Below are 1,440 nucleotides of genomic sequence, written 5' to 3' on the forward strand. Positions count from 1 at the left end.
TCGGCGGCCAGCTCAGCCACACCAAGGGCCGCAACTCCACCGACTGGCGCAGCATGTCCATCGCCGGCGCCAACGGCAGCACCGCCAGCTCCCGCGACAGCAACAAGTTCTACTTCGCCGGCGGCGACTACAAGGCCACCAAGGACCTGACGCTGCAGTACTACTACGGCCAGCTGACCGACTTCTACCAGCAGCACTTCCTCGGCCTGACGCACAACTGGGCGATCGGCCCGGGCACCCTGAAGACCGACCTGCGGGTGTTCATCAGCGATTCCGACGGCAAGAACGGCAGCACCGCCGGGCGCAAGGACGGCTACGTCAGCAGCGGCTACTACGGCAGCGGCGTGACCAAGGGCGAGGTGGACAACAACGTCTACAGCGGCCTGCTCACCTACAGCCTCGGCGGCCACAGCCTCGGCGCCGGCTACCAGGTGCTCACCGGCGACAGCGACTTCCCCTACCTGAACCGCGGCGATGGCGAAGGCACCAGCACCTACCTGCACACCGACGCCCAGCTGCTGAAGTTCAACCACGCCGGCGAGCGCACCTGGATTGGCCGCTACGCCTACGACTTCGCCAAGCTCGGCGTGCCGGGCCTGACCTTCAGCGTGCTCTACCTCAACGCCGACGACATCAGGACCGGCCGCGGCGACCAGGGCGAGTGGGAGCGCGACATCGCCGTGGGCTACGTGGTCCCCGAAGGCACCTTCAAGGGCCTGGGCCTGGCCTGGAAGAACGCCACCATGCGCAGCGGCCTGCCGGTCAGCGGCTCGGGCACGGCGACGCAGCGGGACCAGGACGAGAACCGGTTGATCCTGAGCTATACCCTGCCGCTGTTCTAACAGCCATCGGCGGGCATCGGTACCCGGGCCAACGGCGGATAACCGCGAACGGTTATTCGCCCTACGAGTTTGCCGGCTAACTCTGCGTTATCCGACAGCTCGGGACAGCCCCCTCTCCCTTCAGGGAGAGGGTTGGGGAGAGGGGACGGATTTCGCTCTGGCACCTCTGCCAACCCTGACGCCGCACCCCCTCCCTAACCCTCCCCCGCAAGCGGGAGAGGGGACCGTTCGGCGTGAGGCGGAACCACGAAGCTCCCGGGCTCCCCGTAAGGTGCATAACGCCTACGGCGTTATCCGCCAGATCGCGGACAGAGTCCGCTCCTACGGTTCCAGGAAGCACGGACGTAGGAGCAACTGTCTATTGGGTTTGGGTGTGGCGCGCCGCTCCGAGTGCGTTGATGTTTCTTGTTTCGCCCCCTCGGGCGAGTCACTTTGGCAATCGCCCCAAAGTAACCAAAACGCTTGCCCCGACATACGGGCCCGATGGAGCCGGGCTACCTTCACGAATTCCCCCGCCACGGAGGCCCGCCCCGACAACACGTCCCTGTGCTGATCGGGGCTCTCGCGACATCCATGTCGCATGACCTCCTGAGCGCCG

The 1,440-nt window shown here is 66.1% G+C and carries 2 protein-coding genes; one reads left to right on the top strand and one right to left on the bottom strand.

The window, feature by feature from the left end; all coding sequences use genetic code 11:
• Nucleotides 1-842: OprD family outer membrane porin (locus DK254_RS20320; protein ID WP_146219634.1), on the top strand; the 842-nt coding region annotated here is incomplete at its 5' end.
• A 321-nt stretch (nt 843-1,163) separates the two neighbouring features.
• Here DK254_RS20320 and DK254_RS35255 read toward each other — a convergent pair.
• Nucleotides 1,164-1,440 (bottom strand): hypothetical protein (locus DK254_RS35255; protein ID WP_218281428.1); only part of this gene is annotated, 277 nt, incomplete at its 5' end.

Origin of the sequence: Pseudomonas sp. RW407, assembly GCF_003176655.1 — a bacterium.
GTDB classification, from domain to species: domain Bacteria; phylum Pseudomonadota; class Gammaproteobacteria; order Pseudomonadales; family Pseudomonadaceae; genus Pseudomonas; species Pseudomonas delhiensis.